The following is a 22,598-nucleotide window of genomic DNA, read 5'->3' as shown; positions in this document are numbered from 1 at the left end:
ATTTTAAGTTTAGTTTTACATGAGATATTATATATACTAAATCAAGCGTATGCTATAGAAAATACATAAATTAGCGTTTTATATACATAAAGTTACATAATGATTTTAAAGCACACACATTGACAATTTTTGTGGGGAATTGATATAGCTGTCTAATAAGGATAGCCCTGATACATCAACTAAGGCAAAGCTTGGTATCTTATGTATAAGTCATAACACATCTAAAAGCGACACCCAACGCCTTTAAATGCTCGGTGTCAACTTTCACCCAACCTACAAGCAATTTTAATGACTAAGATTGGTGTTAGGCTTGCCACAAAAAGACAAAAAACCTTATCTTAAGGCGTAATCTGTAACGCAAGGCTAGAAAGGCGTGCTAGTAGATAGGTGGGCTAGTAGAGCATCGCCCACGACACTAGATGACTTATCAGCATTCATGCTTATCACAAGCGTGTAACTTAAGTGGCTAGCTCTTTAATCAGCTCAGGACGACGAGCAAGTAGGGTAAGTAGTACACGAGCACTGCCACTGGGCTGACGCTGCCCCTGCTCCCATGATTTAAGCGTATTCACCGAAATGCCAAGAGCCTTAGCAAATTGGCTTTGGGATAATCCGACTTCTTGGCGAATGGTGCTTGGGATACTAACAACCTTGGCAAATTCGCCTTGCTTCATCTGTTTTACACTTGCCAAAAGCAGCTCGCCAATCTCTTCACCTGTGAACTCATGCGTAGCAATGTTAGTGGTGTCTAAATCAATCATGGTTGAACTCCTTTGTTTAGCTCTTTTGTAATTTGTTTTAGGATATGACTTGGGATATTTTGGGTTTTGGCTTTGGCATAGACTAAAAGCAAATTTATCACGCCATCATCTAACTGGTTATAATAAATTACTCGTACGCCACCACGCTTACCCATGCCTGTGCGAGCATAACGGATTTTGCGACAGCCGCCACTATGGGGGATAACATCGCCGTTGTCGTGATTTTGGGCGATAAAGATATGTAGCTGCTCTTGTTCATCTTGGGTAAATAAAGCATTGACCATTTTGGAATAAATAGCGGTTTCTTTTAGTGTGTACATGGCGTTATCTCATTTATGATACTTTGTATTATAATACTATGTGTGATGATTTGCAAATTAATTTTAAGATTATGTACCTAACGCGTTTTATGCTTTTAACTAGACACTACTTAAATTTTACCACCTGCTCAGTATTTAGATTTGGGTAGTGGTGTTCATGCTCCACATCACACGCCTCGCCTATGGTGTTACCTTTATCGTCTTTTGGCTTGGCGATATAGCCTGTACGCTCGTGTACAGGTAGATACTCATGCTCCCACACCATCACTGCCTGCATACAGGTCTGACGCTGTTCATCGGTAAGTTTTTCGCCATTTTCCCATTTGCCAATCTCGATGGCGGTGCGAAATTTGGCGACAATGTCAGGGGTGAGATGGGCTAGGATATCGTGTTTATTCATGTCGTCTTCTCGTGTGGTTTTGTGCAATCTTCGTCTGCTTTATCACTATCTAGGGCAAATTCATCGCTAAATGCGTTCCAGTTTAGCTTAGTGCGGCACGCCTTATAAAAGTTATACCCTGGTGGGTGTAGCAGTAATAAGGTCTTATCGTACTTGGCGATGAGTAGGGTCTGGTCGCTCTCAAGTGGGGCGGACGCCTTACCATCTGCTCCGACCATCGGCTGGGTGCGGTTATCTTTATGGACGTTAATGGCGATTTGGCTTGCTCCTGCCACGACCAGCGGACGAGATGATAGTGTGTGCGGGTGCATAGGCACAAGACTAATGGCGTCAATCGTAGGGTGAATGATAGGCCCGCCTGCAGATAGTGAGTAGGCTGTAGAGCCTGTCGGTGTGGCGATGATTAGCCCATCAGCGTGTAGGCGATAGACATCTAAGCCGTTAATCTTTAGGGTAAAATCAATCGTATGCACCGATTTGCCTGCGTGTAGCACGACGTCATTTAAGGCAATGTCTTCATGAATGACGTTCTCGGTTGGGTTGCCGTTTTTGTCATTTTGGACAATGCGAAACTGAATCAAAAAACGCTCAGCAAGCCAATACTCCCCATCTAATGCTTGGGCAATCCGTAAAGACAGCTCATCAGGATTGACATCTGCCAAAAAACCAAGCCGCCCACGGTTCACCCCAAGCACAGGTACATCCGTCCCTGCCAGAACGCTTGCCGCCTGAAGCATAGAGCCATCACCCCCCACCACGATAACAAAATCGCAATGCTCGCCAATCCTTTGGCGTGGGACAATCTTTAGCTTATCGCCATCTACTTCATCAAAGTCAATTAAGATGCCATCAATAGCTGCTGTATCTGTATCAATGATAACAGACAGCCCACGCCCCATCAGTAAGGCAATGAGTTCATTTAGCGTGGTAACGACGCTGGACTTGCCAGCACGCCCCATCAGACCGATTTTTTTAAATTTATCTCGTTTTGGGTGATTGTTCGTGAAATTTGACATAAAAAAAGGTGCTTTAAAGGTGCTTTAACAGCATAAATTTAAGCGTATGATACAAAAAAACCACCACAAACACAATCAAAATCAGCCCAAAACACCACCGATAACAAAACTTCACTTGACAAAATTACTAAGTTTTTCAATAATTAAGGAAATCTAATTAGACAACAGGAATGATTATGGCAAACCCTATCATAAGTCGTACTGAGCTTAAGGTCGGCACTGTACCAATGAGCGTCGATGGCGTGGTGCATAAAAGTGCATTTTTACTCGCCTTAGCAAGCGTGGCAGGCTTTGGGACGTTTTTTTATGCTTTGATGGGTGGTATCAGCCCAAGTATGCTGTACCCCATCGCTTTAGTGGCGTTATTTGTGGGTATGGGGCTTGGGCTAGTTAGTGCCTTTAAGCCACATCTGGCTAAGACGGTAGCTGTGCCGTATGCACTCGTTGAAGGTGTGCTAATCGGTGCGTTTAGCGTGATTATGTATCGCATATACCCATCTGTGCCACTATCTGCCCTAGCGGCAACTTTTATCACCGCTGCCGTCATGCTGTCGCTGTATGTGACTGGCGTCATTAAGGTAACTGAGAAGTTTCGCTCTATCATCATGTCGGCTGTTATCGCCATCGGTATCTTATATCTAGTGCAACTTGGCTTTCATTTTTTTGGCTCAAGCCTGCCGTTATTATTTGATGGTGGTCTGATTGCCATTGGCTTTAGCGTCTTTGTCACGCTGATTGCTTCTTTTAGCTTATTGCTTGACTTTGATAACATTGATAAAGGCGTACATTATGGCATTGCTCGTGAATATGAGTGGGTGTTTAGCATTGGTATCTTATCAACGCTTGTGTGGATGTATATTGAGTTTTTACGCTTGATTGGCTATCTGCAAGACTAAGCACTCGCTAAACGCTATCCACTAAATACTATCCATAAAAAGCTGTCAATGATTGGCAGCTTTTATTTGGGTGGTATTATCAAATTTTGTCCCAATCTTAGCTTATCTTGACTTAAAAAATTCATGGCAGGCTAAAATAAAGCGAAATCCAACATATACAAACGTTGGGGCTTGCAAGTTTGACTGAACCTGCGATTACTCGATACTCACTAAAGACTAAAAAAACCGCCTTATCAATCAAGCCCAACTCCACAAAAAAAACCAAGCCATACAAGCTGACTTGGTTTATGGTATGTAGCAGTAGCTGACTTTGGCATTAATAAAACCCTAGCACTTTCCACCAAATCAATCCCACGCCAATCCACACAGCTAAGTTTACAATACTCATGATAAAGCCAACTTTCCACCACTCACCTAGTGAGACGTAGTTTGAGTTAAAGACAACAGGAGCAGTACCTGTGGCATAGTGAGTAAGACTCATCATCAGACTACTAGACGCTGCCAAAATCAGTGCGTACAGCATGGGCGGTGCACCAAGGGCGATACCCACCGTATAAAAGGCAGCAAACATAGCGGTGATGTGGGCTGTGGTACTAGCAAAAAAGTAGTGAGCATATAAATAAATCGCCGTCAAAATCGCAACGCCAACCACCCAGCTGACACCCATGCCATTAATCATACCCTCAATATTACCTGAGAACCAGCCAATTAGCCCAAGCTTATTAAGGTAGGTTGCCATCATAATCAGCACACCAAACCACACAAGCGTATCCCAAGCTGACTTTTCTTTAATAATGTCGTCCCACGTCAAAACACCAGTCAAAATAATAGCAGATAAACCTAAGAACGCCACGGCAGTTGCATCAAATCTAAAGGCGTCGCCAAATATCATCGCAGGCACGTTCGCCCATAACAAAAGCATACCGCCAAACACCAAAAGCATGATTTTTTCATCACGGCTGACTGCACCAAGCTCGGCTAACTTAGCATTGGTAAAGGCTTTAACATCAGGGGTTTGGGTGATTTTAGGTTTTTGGATAAGATATATCACAAGTGGCATAAGTAAGATACACGCAAGCCCCGGCAAAAACATCGCCAACGCCCATGTCGTCCATGACAGCTGTATTTGACTGCCTGTTACTTCACCCACAAGCTTAACAATCAAAGGGTTTGGGGCGGTGGCAGTAATGAACATCGCTGAAGTGATGGGGTTTGATTGGTAATTGACCTGTGCCAAATATTTACCCATTTTATTTTCTGTGCCGTCTTCAGGCTTTGAGTCAAAGCTTTCGGCAATAGATCGCATGATAGGGTGGATAATCGCCCCACCACGAGCGGTGTTTGATGGGGTAATCGGAGCAATCAATAACTCAGCAAAGGCAAGCGAGTAGCCAATCCCTAGTGTCTTTTTACCAAAAATCGCCAAAATATTATAAGCAATCCTAGCTCCAAGTCCTGTCTTAACAAGCCCACGAGAGATAATCACCGCAATGGCGATTAGCCAAATCAGCGGACTTGAAAAACTTGACAACGCATCTTTCATCGCCTCTTTTGGGCTGTCAGCGGTAACGCCTGTCAATGCCACAAGCGTGATGGCGATGATAGAGATCGCCCCAATCGGCAAGGCTTTACCGATGATGGCTGCAATCGTCCCTACAAATAAAGCAAGTAAATGCCACGCATTTGGCTCAACGCCTGCTGGCACAGGTATCACAAACCAAATAATGAGTGTAATCGCCACGGCAATGGCGGTGGGTATAGGTTTAAATGGCATAATCACCCCTTATTGTTATCGGTTATCAAAATTCCACAAATCACTCAAATTCCTTGTGATTCATCAGGACTGATATTCATAAAATAAAAAGACCAAAAAATTACCCGACATCGCCTTACTTGGCAAGATGAGCGGTTAGCTTTTTGGCTTGTGTCATTATAACAAATATTTGTGGTGGCTTGTGTAGCGTTTTATGTAGCGTTATGATACAAATTTATCATCATTTATCTACCCCATTCGCCCAATACGCATGGCATTTGCCACCACCACAAGGCTTGATAGCGACATTCCAATGGCAGCAAGCCAAGGTGGCACATAGCCTAAGGCAGCTGGCACGAGTATGGCGACATTATAAGTTACTGCCCATCGTAAGTTTTGGCGGATAATATTATGTGCCTTGGCAGATAAGGTAACGGCACGCCAAATGGCTGATAACTTACCACTTAATAAAACGCTATCAGCAGACACTTGGGCAAGGTCTGCTGCCCCTGCCATCGCAGTAGAGACGTTCGCTGCCGCTAAGACAGGAGCGTCATTAATGCCATCGCCCACCATTAAGACAGTATAGCCTTGCGCCTGAAGTCGCTTAATGTGATCTACTTTATCCTTAGGAGATAGCCCAAAGTACGCCTGCTCAATACCAAGCGATGTGGCGATGGCAAAAGCGTTCGGATTTGGGTCGCCTGTTAGCATGATGGGTGTAATGCCACGCTGTCTAAGTGCGTCTATTGTCTGCTTGGCGTCTACTCTAAGCGTATCATTAAAATAAAAACGTGCCACCACTTGCCACGCACCACCACGATATGCCGAGAGCAGTACAGATGTATTGGCACGATGATAAGCTAAGTCTTCTTGTAATAAGGCATCTAAATCATCATTGGTCGCCCTATCATCATCTAAAGTAAATGCTAAATGTCCGATACGGTACAGCACGCCATCAACCACGCCAGAGACCCCGCCTGCTGTATGGTGCTGAACATCTACGACATTAGGCAAGTGCAATCCATGTGCCGATGTCAAAAGTGCTTTTGCCACAGGGTGCTTTGAACCTATCTCAAGAGCGGCAGCAATCTTTAAGGCATCTTCGTCTGCCATGCCGTCCGTCTGAGTAGATAGCAGATTGGCAAGTCCTGTGGTAAGCGTTCCTGTCTTATCAAAGCACGCCACACTCACTTCAGATAAAGTCTGCACCGTATGACCCCGAGTTGCCAAAAACCCAAAAAAAGCCAAGCGATTGGTAGCAACCGTCAACGCTATCGGCGTGGCAAGACTTAAGGCACATGGGCAAGTCGCCACAAGCACCGCCACCGTCGCCCAAAGTGCCTGCGACCGATCCACAAACCACCACACAGCAAACACCAAGGCAGACAATACCAGCACACGAGCCACGAACCAGCGAGCCATTTTATCAGCTTGGATAGCAATCTTTGGCTTTTCGCTCATCGCACGATTCATCAGTCGATCGATGAGTGCCATCTGGCTATCGTCCACCTTAGCGGTTACCAGCATCACGAACGGTTGGGCATCATTTTGGCTACCGCCTGCTACCATATCCCCACACGACTTGACGATTAAATCACTCTCGCCCGTCAGTAGGCTTTGTGATACGGTAGCTGTATCAGACAGCAGCACACCATCAGCGACAATTTCATCGCCCGCTTCAATGCACACCACATCGCCCACCTGCACCGACTGGGCTAGAACCTTTGGCAAATCATCAGGCAAATTTGCCAAATCATGCTTATTTTGCCAGCCTTGTATCACGTCTGCACTTAGCTTGCCTTTGGCATATAACGCCACTAAATCACTATCTACGCCAAGCTTACGCACAAGCATAGGCTCAATAACGACCATGTCTTTTGCCATATTTGCCGCTTTTAGGCGAGCGTTTTGTTCAATATATCGCCCTGCTAATAAGAAAAAGACAAACATGGACACTGAGTCAAAATACGTCTCACCAGAGTGCGTGATGGTCGCATACAGACTGGCAAGAAACGTCGTCAATAACGCAATCGATACTGGCACATCCATATTCACCTGCCGAGCCTTCATAGCACGATAAGCAGAAGTAAAAAATGGAACACCTGAATAAAAAATGACAGGTATGGTCACAAGTAACGCCACCAAACGAAGAAAGTCTCGATGCTCTGTTAAAATCCCTGAATACGCCCCAAAGTACATGCCAATGGAGAACATCATCGCTTGCATCGCACCCATCGCCGCCACACCAAGACGAATCAGCATTTGCTTGTTTTGGCGTTTTAGCATGGCTTCATGTGTATCTTGGCGATAAGGCTTAGCGTCGTAGCCGACCGCATGAATCGCCCTTAAAATCTCACCGATACTGCACTTATCATCTTGCCAGCTGACAGTCATGCGTAGCTGTGTTAGATTCACATGGCACGCACGCACGCCTTGCATGGCGTGCAACCGAGATTCAATAAGCCAAGTGCAAGCGGTACATTTTAGCCCCACAACCGACAACTCAGCGACATCTACCCCATCTTCACGATATACGAACTGTGATCGAATATCGTCATGATTATACGCATCAAAATTCATCTCATTTGGCAAGCTTGCCGTAGGGCTAATCTGCCTACGATCTAAATAATACTGCGACAGCCCTGATTCTACGATACTCTGTGATGCCAGCTTACACCCAAGACAGCACATCGGACGTGCTTCATCAAAGATGGTCGTAAAAAACGGCTCTTTTGGGAGAGTCTCGCCACAGTGAAAACAGCTGCCTTCAGGTGGCAACAGCAGCGAATCTTGCATGGTGTCATCAGCAGGCGTGTTAGGGTGGTTTGTCATAATAAAAAACATTAGACGGTATGTATGTTGTTATTATATCACGAAATATCTTAGAGCATGGGCGGTGTGAAATATAAAAAGGATAAATTTTTACTTGCCAATGGCTAAAAATTCGCTATCATTTAAGATAAGATAATAACGAGAAAGACCATGTCTCACCCTATGCACATCACCAAACTTAAACATGAGCAAGGCTTAATTGGTGGATTTTTTTTATTAATTGCTGTTATATTTTTTATAGTGGTGGCATTTTTATATGTCAATTCACTAAACACCACAGTCATTAACAAGTTTGAAAGTCGGCGGTGGGATATCCCTGCTACGGTATATTCTCGTCCATTATCGCTATATATCGGCAAAAGCCTAACGCCTAGCGACCTTCAGACTTGGCTAAAGCTGTTACACTACACGCCAAACACCCAATCACAAGGCGGCTATACCATAGATGGTGATACTTTTACCATACACACTCGGGGGTTTCGCTATGGCGATGGCGATACAGAGACACCCCAGATTATTCGCATAACTATCCAAGATGATTATATCGCCAAACTCCAAAGCAGTAAGTCACACGCTGATGGTATCATTCGCCTTGAGCCGATTAAGATTGATAAAATCTACCCCCAAAATAACGAAGATCGTAAACTTTTAACCGTAAAGACCACGCCACAGGCACTGGTGGATGCACTGATTGCCACCGAAGATCGCAACTTTTATCAGCATTATGGCGTATCGATGCGTGGTACGGCTCGTGCCTTAATCACAAATGCCAAAGGCGAAGCACTCCAAGGCGGTTCAACCATCACCCAGCAGCTCGTTAAAAACTTCTACCTAAGCCAAGAACGCACCCTTAAGCGTAAAATAAATGAAGCGGTTATGGCGTTATTATTAGATTATCATTACTCCAAAAATGACATCTTACTTGCCTATCTTAATGAGATTAACTTAGGTCAAAATGGCAATCAGTCCATTAATGGCTTTGGGGCAGCTGCTGAATTTTATTACAATAAACCACTTAGCGAGCTTAGATTAGACCAATATGCCTTGCTTGTTGGCATTGCTAGAGGTCCAAGTTATTATAACCCTAAAAAAAACCCAGAGCGTGCCAAAAGTCGCCGCAATACCGTCTTACATAATATGCTCATCACAGGCAAAATCAGTCAGCAAGTCTATGAAAATGCCATCAATCAGCCTTTAGATGTTATCGCCAAATCGAGCTCAAAGAATTCATTTGCCGACTTTATGGACGCCATCAAGCGTGAGCTTAGAAGCTACTACCGTGAAGAAGATCTACAAAATGCTGGATTAAGTATTATCTCAACCTTAGACCCACTCGCCCAAATGGCGGCCGATAAAGCCATGACAGATGAGCTTGTCAAGTTAAAACGTCAAGGCGGCAATAAAAGCAAACTACAAGGAGCTATTATCAGTGCTGAGACCACCACAGGGCAGATTGTTGCTATCGTGGGCAGTGGTGGCGAGTTTACAGGATTTAACCGTGCGATTGATGCTAAGCGACAAGTCGGCTCGTTATTAAAGCCTGTCATCTATCTAAGTGCCTTACAGTCAGGTGCATATAATCTAGCAAGCGGCGTAAGTGACGACTCTGTCACCTATCGCATTGGCGATGCCAGCTGGACACCAAAAAACTATGATGGCACATCGCACGGCACCGTACCACTTATCACCGCTTTATCAAAATCCTATAACCAAGCTGCGGTCAATGTCGGCATGCAATTTGGCATGGATACATTTCGCCGTCAAATGGCACAGCTTGGCATTAACCAAGATCAAGTATCTGCCTATCCATCTGCTCTACTTGGAGCAGTTGATCTATCGCCTTATCAGATGCTTGGCGTGTATCAAGTTTTCTCTACTGGTGGGAAGTTTGCTCCTTTACACACCATCATCAGCGTGACAGATGAGCAAGGCAGAGTGCTTCAGCGTCATGACACACGCAACCAAACTCGGCTATCCCCTGAGGCAGCCTATCTCACTAATCACGCCATGCAATCTGTCATCACAAGTGGCACTGCAAAAGCAGCTAATTTTAATCCGTCCTTACATCTAGCAGGTAAGACAGGCACGACCAATGATAATAAAGATGCTTGGTTTGCAGGCTATTCTGGCAACTATGTCTCTGTGGTGTGGGTGGGACGTGATGATAATAAGCCCATCGGACTAACAGGCGGGACAGGTGCATTGCCCATCTGGATAGCATATATGCGTAAGCTTAATCTTACCCCTGTTGAGCTACCCAAGCCTAACGACATTACTTGGGCGTGGCTTGAGCTTGGCACAGGACGACTGTCAAGCGAAGGCTGTCCAAACGCCGCTTACCTACCGATTAATGCACAGTTTAGCCCAGATGAAGTGGATGAATGTACCGCCTATCGTCAATACGAAGAGGCACAAGCCGAGTTTTATGATGACCAATATAACAGCTACCAAGATGGCTTTTATCAAGACGGCATAGACGTTTGGCAAGATGGCGATATAAACCGACTGCCTAGCGATAACCTAAACGACCGCCAAACAGATTATACGAACTGGTAGTCAGCCCATACGCCCTACCCTTTAGTAGGGTGTATGTGACAGAGTGTATGGTGTGACAACATAAAACACAATTCACCCTAAAAAACCAAAACTTGCTATAATATACCCACACAATCAACCTTTAGGAATTTTCATCATGTCATGGCAACAGCTGCATTTACAATGCCAAAAAGATAAAGTCGAACTTGCCGAAGCCCTATTTTATGACTTAGGAGCCGTATCCATCTTGCTTGAAGATGCAGGCGATGAACCACTGTTTGAACCCATGCCAAATGAAGAGCCACTTTGGGGTAATGTTGTGGTAACAGCGATTTTTGACACCAATAGTGATGACAGTTTTGATGGTACAGACTTTGAGGGTCTTGCCAATGAGATTGCCGCTAAGGTTGATGCTGAACGCCATTGGACGACTCGCCTTGACGATAAGGACTGGACCAAAGAATGGATGACTTATTATAAGCCCATCAAGTGTGCTGGCAATCTATGGATTGTCCCAGAGTGGCTTGACGCTCCAGAGCCGAACGCCACCAATCTCATCTTAGATCCCGGTCTTGCCTTTGGCACAGGCTATCACGCCACCACTCGCTTATGCCTTGACTGGCTGTCCAAACAAGATTTAACTGATAAAACTGTTATCGACTATGGCTGTGGCTCTGGTATCTTAGGCGTGGCAGCTCTACTGCTTGGGGCAAAACAGGTGCTTGCTGTAGACATCGACCCCCAAGCGGTGCTTGCCACCACCCAAAACGCCAAGCTTAATGGCGTGGCAGATAAGATCCAGGTTTTTTTGCCAGAAGAATTTGCCAAGCACCAAGCCAAAACTGGCATACTTGCAGACACCATCACCGCAAACATTCTTGCCAAGCCCTTAATCGGCTTTGCTCCTTATTTTGCCAAACTCATCAAAACAGATGGTAAAATCGTATTAGCAGGGCTGATCACAAGCCAGATAGATGAAGTGTTAGAAGCGTATACGCCTTATTTTACAATGGATACACCGCATAATTATGCAGATAAAGAAGATCACCATTGGCATAGGTTATCAGGTACGCGCATAGGCTAACTTGACACCAAATAACAGCATACCTAAGCTTAACTATTTACTTTGATGGCTTTATAAATAACGCATTTGCTGTTATTATTTACATTTTTTAACATTTAAAATTTTAGTTCATAAAACTTTAGTTAATCTTAATCCATTGATCCAACAGGGGTGATCATGAAAAAATTTGCACTACTTTCGGTCTCTGACAAGTCAGGCATTGTAGAATTTGCCAGAGGCTTACAATCCAATGGCTTTGGCATTTTATCCACAGGTGGCACGTTTAAATTACTCAAAGACAATGGCATAAACGCCACCGAAGTCTCTGCCCACACAGGCTTTAGCGAGATGATGGACGGACGTGTAAAGACCTTACACCCCAAAATTCATGGTGGCATCTTAGGTCGCCGTGGCGTTGATGATGAGATTATGAGTGAGCATGGCATTGACCGCATTGATGTGGTGGCAGTAAACTTATACCCCTTTGCCCAGACAGTTGCCAAGTCTGATGTTAAAATGTCTGATGCCATTGAAAATATCGATATTGGCGGGCCTGCGATGGTGCGAAGTGCCGCCAAAAACCACGCCCACGTTACCATCATCACAAATAGCGATGATTATGAGCGTGTGCTTGCTGAGATTACCCAAAATGGCGAAACCACTTACGCTACCCGCTTTGATTTGGCGGTTAAGGCTTTTGAGCATACTGCAAGCTATGATGGCATGATCGCCCAGTTTTTTGGGGCAAGGTTAAACGACACGCTAACTAATCCATCAGATGACAGCACACCAACTGCCGACTTTGCTCGCACCTTTAACGTGCAGCTACACAAAGCCCAAGAGTTACGTTATGGTGAAAATCCACACCAAAAGGCGGCATTCTATGTAGAAAATGAAGCCAAAGAAGCATCTGTTGCCACCGCCAAACAACTACAAGGCAAAGAGCTGTCTTATAACAACATTGCCGATACAGACGCTGCTTTAGAGTGCGTAAAATCTTTTGCCAAACCTGCCTGCGTGATCGTCAAACACGCCAACCCTTGTGGTGTGGCGGTCTCAACCGATGGCATTTTAGATGCTTATAATCTAGCATACGCTACCGATCCTGAGTCTGCCTTTGGTGGTATCATCGCCTTTAACCGCACGCTTGATGTCGCTACCGCCACTGCCATCTGTGAGCGTCAATTTGTAGAAGTCATCATCGCTCCAAGCATTGCAGAAGGCGTGCTTGAGATTACCGCCAAAAAGAAAAACGTGCGAGTGCTGGTCTGTGGTGAATTACCAAGCATTGATAACCGTCATGCCCAATTAGACTACAAGCGTGTCAATGGCGGACTGCTCGTCCAAGACCAAGATTTAGGCATGATTAATAAAGACGACTTAAAAGTGGTTACCAAAATCGCTCCAACAGACAGCGAGCTTGATGACTTGATTTTTGCGTGGAAAGTTGCCAAATACGTTAAATCCAACGCCATCGTCTATGCCAAAAATCGCCAAACTGTCGGTATCGGTGCAGGACAGATGAGTCGTGTGAACTCTGCTCGCATTGCAGGCATTAAGGCAGAACATGCAGGGCTTGTGGTAGAAGGTGCAGTCATGGCGTCGGACGCATTTTTCCCGTTCCGTGATGGCATTGATAATGCTGCCAAAGCTGGCATTAAGTGCATTATCCAACCAGGTGGCTCTATGCGTGATGAAGAAACCATCGCTGCCGCTGACGAGCATGGCATTGCCATGGTGTTTACAGGTATGCGTCATTTTAGACACTAGTTTAGATACCAAGCTAACATTAAAACCTTGTCAAACGACAAGGTTTTTTTTGGTATTATTATTCAATTACCGACTACTGTTGGGCGATATCAAGCTTAGTCACATTACCAAAGCCCTTGGGTAGCTTAGCCCCACGCCCTGCTCGCTTACCGTGATAGTTGGTAATATCGGCAGGCTTTAAGGTAAGTGTGCGTTTACCAGCTGTGATAACAAGGCTATCATCTACAGCAAATGTTATCACATGGGTTAGACTTTCATCATTTTTTAGGGTGATGATTTTATTACCCTTGCCCTTAGCAAGGGTTGGCAGCTCTGCTAAATCAAACACCAATAAATAACCTGCATTCGTCACAGCAGCCACCATACTGTGTGCTGGTAAAGCCTGACTGATCGGTAATAAATTTGCACAAGCAAGATTAATGATGGATTTACCTGCTTTTTGGTTGGTTTCTAGATTACCAAACTCACCGATAAACCCATAACCTGCGGTGCTTGCCAATAATATTTTATCGTTTTTATCGCCAAATAACACCTGCTCGATACTCGCTCCATCAGACAAGCTAAGCATACTCGTTACAGGGTCGCCTTGTCCACGAGCAGACGGTAAGCTTAATGTATCTACCGCATAGCTACGCCCTGTACTGTCTAATAAAATCAGCTTTTGGTTGGTCTTGCCAAGGGCATGAGCTTGATAATCATCGCCAGAGCGATAGTTCATTTTGGCAACATCTACGCCATGACCTTTGGCGGCGCGAATCCAGCCTGCCTTTGACAGTATCACAGTAACAGGCTCGCTTGGGATTAGATCACTTGGCTTAATCACTACCGCTTCATCACGCTCAACCACAGGCGACATTCTGCTATCACCATGGGTCTTCATGTCAGCAGTCAGCTCATCAATCATAAGAGCAGTCAGCTTATCAGCATCATTAAGACAACCTAACAGCTCATCACGCTCAGCTTCTAGGCGATCACGCTCAGCATTTAGCTCAATCTCTTCAAGCTTGGCAAGCTGGCGTAATTTAATGTCTAAAATGGCATCAGCTTGGATATCCGTCAGTCCAAAACGACTCATCAGCTCAAGCTTAGGATCATCTTCGGTTCGGATAATATGAATGACTTCATCAATATTTAGATAGGCGATGAGCAAACCTGCCAAAATATGCAGACGCTTGTTAATCCTATCTAGTCGATGCTGCAGACGGCGAGTTATTACACTACGGCGACAGCTTAGCCATTCGGATAAAATCTGCTTAATATTCTTGACCTGAGGCTTGCCATTTAGCCCAATCATATTCATATTGACACGATAACTGCTCTCAAGATCGGTACTGGCAAATAGATGCCCCATGATTTTATCGATGTCGTGCTTGCCTTTTTTAAGCTCAATGACGATACGGCACGCATTCTCATGATCAGACTCATCGTTGATATCCACCACCCAAGGTAGCTTTTTATCATTCATAAGCTTGGCAATCTGCTCAATTAGCTTATTACCAGACACTTGATAAGGTAAAGCGTCAATAATGATGGTATTTTTATCATTTGGATCAAGGTGATAAGTGGCACGCATTTTATAGCTACCCCTACCAGACTCATACATAGCGACAAGCTCATGCTTAGGTGTGATGATTTCAGCACGAGTAGGTAGGTCTGGAGCAAGAATGGTGGTAGCAAGCTGCTTGACAGATAAATCGGGATTTTTGAGTAGGCGAATACACGCCTTAACGACTTCGTTTAGGTTGTGCGGTGGAATGTCGGTTGCCATACCGACGGCAATGCCTGTCGTTCCGTTTAGTAAAATATTTGGCAAGCGGGCAGGCAATGTTACTGGCTCTGTTAGCGTGCCATCAAAGTTATCTTGCCAATCTACCGTACCCTGCTCAAGCTCAGATAATAACGTATTGGCATAATTACTCATCTTCGCTTCGGTGTATCGCATGGCAGCAAATGACTTCGGATCATCTGGACTGCCCCAGTTGCCCTGACCTGTGATGAGCGGATAGCGATAACTAAAAGGCTGGGCCATCAGCACCATCGCTTCATAGCACGCACTATCGCCATGTGGGTGGTACTTACCCAGCACATCACCAACCGTGCGAGCAGATTTTTTGGGCTTAGCGGTATGACGTAAGCCAAGCTCACTCATGGCATAGACGATGCGTCTTTGGACAGGTTTTAGCCCATCGGCAATGTGCGGTAACGCCCGATCCATGATGACATACATGGCATAGTTTAAATAAGCTTGCTCAGTAAATTCAGCAATGCTGCGAGTATCTAATTGTTTTGGTGTGCTCATAAAGTAGTTTAATGGCTAAAAACGCCATAATACCAAAATTTTAATGCTTTATAAACATCAATGCAAAAGCACACCAAAGATTAAGACTCAAATAATGCTTGAATGCGTTTAGCAAGCTGAACATCGCGCCCATGCACATCGTCACGGCTTGGGTCACCGATTTTAACAATCAGCTGATTATAATGGTTTTCCCAGATTGGATAATGCTCAAGCTCCACACACACAAAAGCGGCACGAGTAATAAAGGCTATCGCATCGGCAAAAGTGTCAAATTCAAAAACTCGCACCAAACGCTTATCGATAATCTGCCAGCCAGTTAGACTTTCTAATTGCAGGGCGATTTGCCCAGATGTTAGACTGCTCATAATCACTCCATTAATTGTAGGGCTTATGCCAAAAGCGACTGGTATTCAGGGTTTTTATTGATAAAGCTTGCCACAAAACTACAACTTGGCACGACTTTTTTATGGTGTTCTTTGGCATAATCTAAGGCAAACTTGACAAGTCTTGTCCCAAGCCCCTGACCGCCAAGCTCTTTTGGCACGATGGTGTGATCGTATTCTAACGTATCATCATTAAGCTTGACATAGCTTAGATACGCTGTATGCCCATCAATCGTCGTCTCAAATCTGTGTGTATCGGTGTTATGATGAATCATAGTTTATCCTTATTACTTTAATTTACTTTTAATGTTAAATTTAAGTGCATTTACGCACGCTACTTACCGCTATCATAAAATAAAACACCAAAAGTTACAAATAGATTTTAATAATTAGGCAATTACTTACTTTACCAAGATTTATTGGTTTTAGCAGTTGTCTTTGGCATACTTAAACACACCAAAAATAAAAAATAAAAAAATATTAAATCATAGTATCTATAATATATAGGCTTTTATGCGACTTTTGTGCTTGGTAATCTAGCGATTGCTTTTTAGGTTCAAGGGCAACTGACCAATAACAACTTTCGTTCATTTAGCTCTTTTATTTTTTTTGTTCATTGTGTATAATACGCCTATTGCGATATACAGCAATATTTCACAACTATTATCCACCCATTAAAAAATCATTTTGCATTTTGGTTTGTTGTGGAATTCAAATATCAGTAAATCATTGTATTTATTGATAATTTTTAAAAGGGCCTATAGCTCAGTTGGTTAGAGCAGCGGACTCATAATCCGTTGGTCCACAGTTCAAGTCTGTGTGGGCCCACCAAATTTATCATCTCACCCCTGCAAGTTATTGTAGGGGTTTGGTTTATGATTATGAAGCTTACACATCGCTTACACCTATCATCACGCCTATTAAAGCTTGTGCCACATCTTTTTGTTGCGGCAGTTTCGCTTAATGCTTGGTCAGCTCAAACCTACATTTACCAAGATGAGAATGAACAGCTGCTGCTGACAAACATCATCCAAAATGTCGATGGCACAAAAAAGTTCACTCAAATTAGCCATACCTACTACCCTGATAGCATCCAGCCGAGTGCCAGCAACCACCTTTTGGTCAGCACCTTATCCACGCCGACAACCTATGACACACTCATTATCGCCGCTGCCCAAAAATACGGAGTTGATCCTGCTCTAATCAAGTCTATCATGCACGCAGAATCCTCCTTTAATCCTCAAGCCCGCTCAGCTGTCGGAGCGATGGGTCTAATGCAGCTAATGCCAGATACAGCACGCAGTATGGGAGTAACGAACGCTTGGGATATCACCCAAAATATCGATGGCGGTGTCAGATACATAGCATGGCTACAAAAACGTTTCACCAACCGCGATCTGGTCATTGCAGCTTATAACGCAGGGCTTGGCAATGTCCAAAAATATGGCGGCATTCCACCATTTCGTGAAACCCAAAATTACGTCAAAAAAGTCAATACGCTTTATCGCACCTTATATCAAAACAATATCCATCTGGCAATGAGTAACCCCTAATCGCCACGACCATAACCATTGGTTAAAATTTCTCAAAAAACCCTTTAAATTTCAGTATTTACCCTTATAATAATCAGTCTAATCAGGTGCAGATGCTTTGCACAGATTTTTATCATTCATAAAGGAACTTGCATCATGATGCGAATTGGCTTGTTTTTACTTACCAACATAGCCGTTTTGGTCGTTTTTAGTATCGTTTTTGGCATTTTATCTAGCGTCTTTGGGCTAGGTTCTGTACATGGTCAAGGCGGATTAAACTACATAAGTCTTGCCGTTATGTGCCTTGTTTATGGCATGGTAGGCTCAGTCATCTCGCTATTTTTATCAAAGTGGATGGCAAAAAAATCCACAGGTACAGTCGTCATTGACAACCCAACAAATGGCACCGAACGATGGCTTGTAGACACCATCGCCAAGCAAGCAAAATCAGTGGGCATTGGTATGCCAGAAGTTGGTATTTTTGATAATCCACAGCCCAACGCCTTTGCCACAGGTTGGAATAAAAATAATGCTTTGGTTGCTGTATCCACAGGGCTACTACACACCATGACTGCCGAAGAAGTTGAAGCGGTATTAGCACATGAAATCGGACACGTCGCCAATGGCGATATGGTAACACTTGCCCTAATCCAAGGGGTGGTGAATGCCTTTGTGATGTTCTTTGCTCGCATTATCGGAAGTTTTGTTGATAAAGCGGTATTTAAAAATGAAAGCGACAGCCCTGGCATTGGTTATTTTGTAACCAGTATGGTCATGGATATTTTGCTTGGTATCTTGGCAAGTGCCATTGTCATGTGGTTTTCTCGCCTGCGTGAATATCGTGCCGATGAAATGGGGGCAAAACTTGCAGGCAAACACAACATGATAGCCGCACTCAACGCCCTACGCCCTGCCGAAGCTCGCCCTGATAACATGCCAGAAGCCATGAAAGCCTTTGCCATTGCAAGCGGTCAATCACAAGGGTTTAGTATCGCCAATCTATTTAGAAGCCACCCCACATTAGATGATCGCATTGCGTCCTTACAAAAACTAAATAGCTAAGCTACCAAACCCGCAAAAAAAACACCGTCCAATGGCGGTGTTTTTTGTTAGGTGAGATTTTTACTGACAAGTCCACCAGCATATACACTTTTACCATCAACCATTTTGACCCACCCTTGCGATGCTGCCAACTTCATCAAGACAACATCACTTTCATTAGGAAATATCACCTTTGCCATCACCAAATACTCTTCGGTAATCGCTTCTTGACCTACCTTGACTTGGCAAAGAAGTTCATCTTTAAGTTTTTGTGCCATAAATGTTGATAACAGCCGATTATCAACACGAACAAATTGTTCAGAGCTACTTTTGAGCACAACATTCGCCCAATTTTCAATCAGCTCGTCATCAAAAACCAAATTTCCAACAGCATTGATGATGTAACATTTTTGCAAGGCTTGTATGGTATTATTTATCTCATAATCATGATTTAATGCCAATTTTTGTTGAATCCATGCAAATAACTGGGTCCTGTCTGTGGGTCTATCATGTTTATCAACCCATAAATCACAACATAACTTAACCCTGCGTAATAAAATTTGATTAGCTATATCCTTGATGTCGGGCAGGCGGGCTAATTCCTTATGTCGCATGATAAGCTGATCTTTGTCCAATTTTTTTTCATTAAGTTTTAATTTTGACCAAGTTTTAATATTTGCCAAATTGTACTGTATTTTATTATCTATTAAGGTGATGAGCTGATGTGTTAGCAGTCTATCTATAATAAGATGAACACTTGAATCTGATAACCGTGTTTGTATTTTGATGGCGTTTTGCAATGTTTTTGGCTTTTTGGGTAGGTTTGCTAGATTTTGAGCCGCCCAATGTACACACATCTGATGCACATCATGTAAATAAATATCTGCATTAAATGAGTTAGCTTTTGGGAGAATCCCTTCGTCAATCTGTTTTTTTGCTTGGTATTTTTCTTTGGAAATTTGCTTAACAACAAATCCTTTGTCTATCAGCAAATCCACAATATGACAAAAATCTTGATCGCTAGATAAAATATGAAATTTCACTTTGTTGGGTTTAAATTTTTGTGATAGTAAACCTGCGTAAAACCCTAAACCAAAATCTGCCGCATTTGCTTTTTTGGTTGCTCGCATGGGAATTAAAAATAACGATTTATCCAAAACTTTATTTAATTGATTTATATCCTGCAAGGCAAAAATAGCAGGCGTTTTGACAAAACTAATGTATACCGCATGATACTTTTCACAAAACAAAAAAATATCGTGCGACTTGACCTGAACATTTTCAATATCAAGCAATAAAATCTTTTTCATTCAACCACCCCAATCACAAAATCCAAGGCACAATCATCGGTGCTAAAAACGCCGTTAAGACGCCATTTAAAATCATGCCCATTGTCGCATAAGCCACATAGCGGTGTCCCATTGACATTACTCTAGCTGTGCCTAGGGCATGTGATGCTGTACCCATGGATACGCCTTGAGCCATTGGACTGTGAATATGCATAAGACGCAGCACCCCAATCCCTATGATTTGTCCCACCACGCCTGCAATCAGCACTGTCGCTGCTGCAATTGCCACCACACCACCCAGTTTCTCAGTTACTTCCACCGCTATCGCCATTGTAACCGACTTGGCAGCCATAGCGACAGCAATTTGTTTTGAACCGCCAAGCATCAGTGTTAGCCAAACACCTGAAACAATGCCAACAATACTACCAATCACCTGAGAGATGATGATAGGTAGCCACTGCTTACGAATCTTTTGCCACTGCAAGTATAAAGGCACAGCCAAGCACACAATCGCAGGCTGCAACCAAAAGGTAAACGGGCTTGTCGCTTGATTAAACACTTCCCAAGACACGTCAAATACCGACAAAAACCAAATCATTACAACCGTTGTGATCAAGGTGGGATTGATCAGTTGCCAACCTATGCGTCCACGTAGCCAAATAGAGCCAAAAAACACCACCAAAAACACAAGAATCAAACCGATTGGATTATGGGTAAGTGGTGATAACTTATCCATGAAAACCCCCCGATCGTCTTTTTTGCCAAAGACGTCCAAGCTGATACGCTTTACCTGTTACGATAAGTACAATAATCGTACTAACTGCCGATGCCGTCAATAAAATCCATAAATCATCATAAATCACATCTAAATACTGCATGAGTGAAATGCAAATTGGCACGATGATTAACACCAAATAATCAAGCATAACCTGAGCAAGCTTTTGGACGGTTTTAAGCTCAATTACGCCAGTTTGCAACGCCATAAATAGCACCACAAGCCCAATCACACTTGGCGGTAAAGGTAAGTTTGTCAGCCAAATCACCCCTTCACCAATAAATAAGCAGCCAAACACCACCAAAAACGCCTTTAATATCATACAATCACCACTTTTTAAACGATGGCTCATTTTACTTGAAAGATAATCAATTTGCACACCGTTTTGGCAGAAACTTTTCTTATATTAAGCAATCCTACTTATGATGGAAAATTTACCGCTTTAAAGCTTACTTACTTTTAGTTTAGATGGCACTTGGTGTATAATGACAGCTTATTTGTCATAAAAAGCAGTGATTATGAACGCCGTTCAAGTTAAGATTTTAGACCCAAAAATCGGGCAAGACCCCAACTTCCCCCTACCCACTCGTGCCACAGATGGCTCGGCAGGGATTGACCTTCGGGCGTGCATTGATGAGCCAATCACCATCAAAGCTGGCGAGACGACACTCATCGGCACAGGACTTGCCATCTATATCGCCGACCCGAATTTTGCAGGGCTGATTTTGCCACGTTCAGGGCTTGGACATAAGCATGGCATTGTGCTTGGCAACTTGGTGGGGCTGATTGACGCTGATTATCAAGGCGAGCTGATGGTGTCGGTATGGAACAGAAGCGACAGCGACTTTGTACTCAATCCTGCTGAGCGTATGGCTCAGTACATGGTCGTGCCTGTGGTACGCCCTACATTCACCATCGTAGATGATTTTAATGATGTCAGCGAGCGTGGCGTGGGTGGCTTTGGAAGTTCTGGCACACATTAACCCATAAAATATCATACTAACATCAAGGAGTAGTCATGTCGTTATCTTTGGAGCAAGCCAAACACACCGCTGAGGTTATCACCACCGCCTTGCCCTATATTCAGCGATATAAGGATAAGCTTGTCGTGATCAAATACGGTGGCAATGCCATGACAGAGCCTGCCCTTGAAAGCTCATTTGCCAAAGACATCGTACTACTAAAAACCGTAGGCGTACACCCTGTGGTGGTTCATGGCGGAGGTCCACAAGTAGATAATCTCATGTCAGAGCTTGGGCGGACAAGCGATCGCATTGACGGCATGCGAGTGACTGATAAAGCCACCATGGACATCGTAGAGATGGTGCTTGGCGGCAGCGTGAATAAATCCATCGTTAATCTCATCAACAAACACGGCGGTCGCGCCATCGGTCTAACAGGCAAGGACGCCAACCTAATCCGAGCCAAAAAACTTGCGATGACAAATGACAAGGACGAACCCATCGACCTAGGTTATGTTGGTGAAGTAGAACACGTTAATAAAGACGTTATTGACATGCTAATTCACGCTGACTTTATCCCTGTTATCGCACCGCTTGGCGTAGATGATAATGGTGAGACTTATAATATCAATGCCGACCTTGTGGCAAGTCGTGTGGCTGAATTTTTAAACGCTGAACGTCTGCTACTGCTGACTAATATCAAAGGCGTGCTTAATAAATCAGGCGAAATATTAACAAGCTTATCACCTACCGATGTGGACGATCTTATTGCCGATGGTACAATTTCTGGGGGCATGATACCAAAAATCGCAGGGGCATTAGATGCCGTCAAAGCAGGTCTTAGAAGTGCTACCATCGTGGACGGACGAGTGCCACACGCCTGCCTACTAGAAATTTTTACCGATGAAGGGGTGGGTACTCAAATTTTAAGAGATCAATGATTTTAAAAAATAGATGGTTTTAAAAGA

General features: G+C 43.8%; 20 protein-coding genes and 1 tRNA gene. 9 read left to right on the top strand and 12 right to left on the bottom strand.

Going from position 1 to position 22,598, the window contains the following annotated elements; all coding sequences use genetic code 11:
- Positions 1 to 458 precede the first annotated feature (458 nt).
- The 4 genes from LU293_RS07600 to LU293_RS07585 all read right to left on the bottom strand — a co-directional run bounded on the left by LU293_RS07600 (position 459) and on the right by LU293_RS07585 (position 2,497).
- Complete coding sequence (locus LU293_RS07600) at positions 459 to 761, bottom strand: helix-turn-helix domain-containing protein (RefSeq protein WP_242746998.1); 303 nt, start codon at positions 759 to 761, stop codon at positions 459 to 461.
- Complete coding sequence (locus tag LU293_RS07595) at positions 758 to 1,081, bottom strand: type II toxin-antitoxin system RelE/ParE family toxin (protein ID WP_242746996.1); 324 nt, start codon at positions 1,079 to 1,081, stop codon at positions 758 to 760. Before LU293_RS07595 ends, LU293_RS07600 begins: the two co-directional genes overlap by 4 nt.
- A 106-nt stretch (positions 1,082 to 1,187) precedes the next feature.
- Positions 1,188 to 1,481, bottom strand: coding sequence for a YeaC family protein (locus tag LU293_RS07590; protein WP_242746995.1), 294 nt, complete (start codon positions 1,479 to 1,481; stop codon positions 1,188 to 1,190).
- Positions 1,478 to 2,497, bottom strand: coding sequence for an NAD(+) kinase (locus LU293_RS07585; protein WP_242746992.1), 1,020 nt, complete (start codon positions 2,495 to 2,497; stop codon positions 1,478 to 1,480). Before LU293_RS07585 ends, LU293_RS07590 begins: the two co-directional genes overlap by 4 nt.
- A gap of 176 nt (positions 2,498 to 2,673) precedes the next feature.
- Between LU293_RS07585 and LU293_RS07580 the strand changes: the two genes are divergently transcribed.
- On the top strand, positions 2,674 to 3,393 hold the full coding sequence (locus tag LU293_RS07580) for a Bax inhibitor-1/YccA family protein (RefSeq protein ID WP_242746990.1): 720 nt from the start codon (positions 2,674 to 2,676) through the stop codon (positions 3,391 to 3,393).
- 316 nt (positions 3,394 to 3,709) lie between these two features.
- On the opposite strand, the gene LU293_RS07575 is transcribed toward LU293_RS07580, so the two are convergent.
- A complete protein-coding gene (locus tag LU293_RS07575) occupies positions 3,710 to 5,167 on the bottom strand; it encodes an anion permease (protein ID WP_242746987.1) in 1,458 nt (485 codons plus the stop codon).
- A 228-nt stretch (positions 5,168 to 5,395) separates the two neighbouring features.
- Entirely contained in the window at positions 5,396 to 7,981 is a 2,586-nt protein-coding gene (locus LU293_RS07570) for a heavy metal translocating P-type ATPase (protein WP_242746986.1), read from the bottom strand.
- 150 nt (positions 7,982 to 8,131) lie between these two features.
- Between LU293_RS07570 and mrcB the strand changes: the two genes are divergently transcribed.
- The 3 genes from mrcB to purH all read left to right on the top strand — a co-directional run bounded on the left by mrcB (position 8,132) and on the right by purH (position 13,349).
- Positions 8,132 to 10,537 carry a penicillin-binding protein 1B gene (mrcB, locus tag LU293_RS07565; RefSeq protein ID WP_242746982.1) on the top strand — a complete coding sequence of 802 codons (2,406 nt, stop codon included), beginning with the start codon at positions 8,132 to 8,134 and terminating at the stop codon, positions 10,535 to 10,537.
- Positions 10,538 to 10,673: 136 nt separating this feature from the next.
- Entirely contained in the window at positions 10,674 to 11,600 is a 927-nt protein-coding gene (gene prmA, locus LU293_RS07560) for a 50S ribosomal protein L11 methyltransferase (RefSeq protein ID WP_242746979.1), read from the top strand.
- A 153-nt stretch (positions 11,601 to 11,753) separates the two neighbouring features.
- Complete coding sequence (purH, locus tag LU293_RS07555; protein WP_242749727.1) at positions 11,754 to 13,349, top strand: bifunctional phosphoribosylaminoimidazolecarboxamide formyltransferase/IMP cyclohydrolase; 1,596 nt, start codon at positions 11,754 to 11,756, stop codon at positions 13,347 to 13,349.
- Between the two features lie 73 nt (positions 13,350 to 13,422).
- On the opposite strand, the gene parC is transcribed toward purH, so the two are convergent.
- From parC to LU293_RS07540, 3 genes are all read right to left on the bottom strand, one after another.
- Positions 13,423 to 15,648 carry a DNA topoisomerase IV subunit A gene (parC, locus tag LU293_RS07550; RefSeq protein ID WP_242746976.1) on the bottom strand — a complete coding sequence of 742 codons (2,226 nt, stop codon included), beginning with the start codon at positions 15,646 to 15,648 and terminating at the stop codon, positions 13,423 to 13,425.
- An 80-nt stretch (positions 15,649 to 15,728) separates the two neighbouring features.
- Positions 15,729 to 16,013, bottom strand: coding sequence for a 4a-hydroxytetrahydrobiopterin dehydratase (locus LU293_RS07545; RefSeq protein WP_242746974.1), 285 nt, complete (start codon positions 16,011 to 16,013; stop codon positions 15,729 to 15,731).
- 23 nt (positions 16,014 to 16,036) lie between these two features.
- Positions 16,037 to 16,306, bottom strand: a complete 270-nt coding sequence (locus tag LU293_RS07540) for a GNAT family N-acetyltransferase (protein WP_242746971.1) — start codon at positions 16,304 to 16,306, stop codon at positions 16,037 to 16,039.
- 479 nt (positions 16,307 to 16,785) lie between these two features.
- Here LU293_RS07540 and LU293_RS07535 point away from each other — a divergent pair.
- The 3 genes from LU293_RS07535 (at position 16,786) to htpX (ending at position 18,625) form a co-directional block, all read left to right on the top strand.
- Positions 16,786 to 16,862 (top strand) — tRNA-Ile (locus tag LU293_RS07535).
- Between the two features lie 44 nt (positions 16,863 to 16,906).
- Entirely contained in the window at positions 16,907 to 17,584 is a 678-nt protein-coding gene (locus LU293_RS09880; RefSeq protein ID WP_311195308.1) for a lytic transglycosylase domain-containing protein, read from the top strand.
- Between the two features lie 135 nt (positions 17,585 to 17,719).
- Entirely contained in the window at positions 17,720 to 18,625 is a 906-nt protein-coding gene (gene htpX / locus LU293_RS07525; protein WP_242746968.1) for a protease HtpX, read from the top strand.
- A gap of 47 nt (positions 18,626 to 18,672) precedes the next feature.
- Here the strand turns inward: htpX and LU293_RS07520 are convergent, their stop codons facing one another.
- The 3 genes from LU293_RS07520 to LU293_RS07510 are packed head-to-tail and all read right to left on the bottom strand — an operon-like array spanning position 18,673 to position 21,020.
- Complete coding sequence (locus tag LU293_RS07520; RefSeq protein ID WP_242746965.1) at positions 18,673 to 19,914, bottom strand: PIN domain-containing protein; 1,242 nt, start codon at positions 19,912 to 19,914, stop codon at positions 18,673 to 18,675.
- Between the two features lie 13 nt (positions 19,915 to 19,927).
- Positions 19,928 to 20,629 carry an LrgB family protein gene (locus tag LU293_RS07515; RefSeq protein ID WP_242746962.1) on the bottom strand — a complete coding sequence of 234 codons (702 nt, stop codon included), beginning with the start codon at positions 20,627 to 20,629 and terminating at the stop codon, positions 19,928 to 19,930.
- The gene (locus tag LU293_RS07510; protein WP_242746959.1) at positions 20,622 to 21,020 is read right to left on the bottom strand and encodes a CidA/LrgA family protein; all 399 of its coding nucleotides are present in this window, start codon (positions 21,018 to 21,020) and stop codon (positions 20,622 to 20,624) included. Before LU293_RS07510 ends, LU293_RS07515 begins: the two co-directional genes overlap by 8 nt.
- 166 nt (positions 21,021 to 21,186) lie before the next feature.
- Between LU293_RS07510 and dut the strand changes: the two genes are divergently transcribed.
- Positions 21,187 to 21,651 (top strand): dUTP diphosphatase, encoded by a 465-nt coding sequence (gene dut, locus LU293_RS07505; protein WP_242746957.1) that lies wholly within the window; start codon positions 21,187 to 21,189, stop codon positions 21,649 to 21,651.
- Positions 21,652 to 21,686: 35 nt separating this feature from the next.
- Complete coding sequence (gene argB / locus LU293_RS07500) at positions 21,687 to 22,571, top strand: acetylglutamate kinase (protein WP_242746955.1); 885 nt, start codon at positions 21,687 to 21,689, stop codon at positions 22,569 to 22,571.
- Positions 22,572 to 22,598: the final 27 nt, after the last annotated feature.

This window comes from Moraxella nasovis (assembly GCF_022701215.1).
Lineage (GTDB): Bacteria > Pseudomonadota > Gammaproteobacteria > Pseudomonadales > Moraxellaceae > Moraxella > Moraxella nasovis.
This window is presented reverse-complemented; position numbering and strand designations above follow the sequence as displayed.